Annotated in this window: 2 protein-coding genes; both read left to right on the top strand. The window is 34.2% G+C overall.

The genetic code is table 11. The annotated features are described in order from the left end of the window. A partial coding sequence (locus RMO53_RS06285) for a class I tRNA ligase family protein (RefSeq protein WP_310379055.1) occupies positions 1 to 612 on the top strand: 612 nt, incomplete at its 5' end. A 282-nt stretch (positions 613 to 894) separates the two neighbouring features. Further along, complete coding sequence (locus tag RMO53_RS06290) at positions 895 to 1,578, top strand: zinc metallopeptidase (RefSeq protein ID WP_310379057.1); 684 nt, start codon at positions 895 to 897, stop codon at positions 1,576 to 1,578. The last annotated feature ends 357 nt before the right edge of the window (positions 1,579 to 1,935 follow it).

Genomic DNA, 1,935 nt, shown 5'->3' on the forward strand with positions numbered 1-1,935 from the left:
TTGCGTTTGTATGAAATGTTTCTTGGTCCATTAGAACAAGCAAAACCTTGGAACACGGCAGGAATTTCGGGAGTTTTTGGGTTTCTTAAAAAATTATGGCGTTTGTATTTTGACGAAAATGGTTTAATCGTAAATAATGACGAACCAACAAAAGACAACTTGAAATCCTTACACAAAACCATCAAAAAAGTAGCAGAAGATATTGAAGGTTTCTCGTTCAATACTTCGGTATCGCAGTTTATGATTTGCGTGAATGAATTGTCAACCCAAAATTGTCATTCTCGTGCTATTCTAGAACCATTGGCCATAGTTATTTCGCCTTATGCGCCACATATTGCCGAGGAATTGTGGATGAAATTAGGAAATTCAGGATCGATTTCGGCAGTTGCTTTTCCAACATTGGACGAAAAACATTTGGTAGAAAGCAGCAAGGAATATCCGGTTTCTTTCAACGGAAAAATGCGTTTCACCATAGAATTATCTTTAGATTTAACCGTGCCTGAAATTCAGGAAATCATTATGAAAGACGAACGAACTTTGAAACAATTGGACGGAAAAAAACCGAATAAAATAATCATTGTTCCCGGAAAAGTGATAAATTTGGTGGGATAGCAATGCAAATGTAACCGTTATTTTTTTGCCACGAATTACACAAATTAACACGAATTTCAGTGATTCTAAAAATAAAATTGCACGAATTTTATCTGTCTTTGGCGAATTTGTGGGATTTATACCATCCAAATTTGTGTTAATTTGTGTAATTCGTGGTTGTTTTTTTTGAAACTGTTACGTTTGCTCTGGATGGTGTAAAATGCCAAAATGACATTCTAAAAAAATGGTTTAAAATTTGATGCAAATTAAGTAACTTTATAAATTAATTAAAAAGATAAAATTATGTTTAGTATAAGTAGTATGATATTAATGGGCGCAATCATGCTGGCAAGCTGGTTAGTGAGCTCTAGATTAAAAAGTAAGTTTGAACATTATTCAAAGCTAACCCTTCAAAACGGAATGTCAGGACAAGAAATCGCCGAGAAAATGCTTGCCGATCACGGGATTCGTGATGTAAAAGTAATTTCGGTTGCAGGGCAATTAACAGACCATTACAATCCAGCCGATAAAACGATAAATTTAAGCGAAGCGGTTTTCAATCAACGAAATGCAGCTGCAGCAGCAGTTGCCGCACACGAATGTGGTCACGCCGTGCAACATGCAACAGCCTATAGCTGGTTGACCATGCGTTCCAATTTAGTTCCTATTGTAAATATTGCTTCGTCCTATATGCAGTGGATTTTGATTGGTGGTATCTTGATGTTAAATACTTTTCCACAATTATTATTGATTGGAATTGTGATTTTTGCGGCAACAACTTTGTTTTCTATAGTTACTTTGCCCGTAGAATATGACGCGAGTAATCGGGCGTTGGCTTGGTTAGAAAACAAGAGAATGTTAACACAACAAGAACAAGCTGGGGCAAAAGATGCACTAAAATGGGCAGCTAGAACTTATGTTGTAGCAGCTTTAGGTTCTATCGCAACATTGTTATATTATGTTTCTATTTATTTGAATAGAAGATAAATTCAAGTTGTTTTAAACTCAAAATCCGCCTCAATTTTTTTATCGAGGTGGATTTTTTGGTTGTATTGAAATTCTAAATTCTGCTCCCGAAATTCAGGAAATACTGCAATAGTTTTATTTAATTTTGTCAAGAATGACAAATCACCAGCTATTTTTATCGGGAAATTTTATGCTAAGTAATTAGAAAGATATATTGTCGTAATATCAAAATAGGATAAAAAAGTTTTTGCCACAGATTTCAAAGATTAAAAAGATTTTTAAGCTGTGTAACGAATCAATCTGTGTTAATCTTTGAAATCTGTGGCAAATTAATTTAGTGCTTCACTAAATGAGACATTAAATTTTGACTTTTACTTA

The sequence above is a fragment of the Flavobacterium sp. genome (assembly GCF_031409475.1).
In the GTDB taxonomy this organism is placed as follows: Bacteria; Bacteroidota; Bacteroidia; order Flavobacteriales; family Flavobacteriaceae; genus Flavobacterium.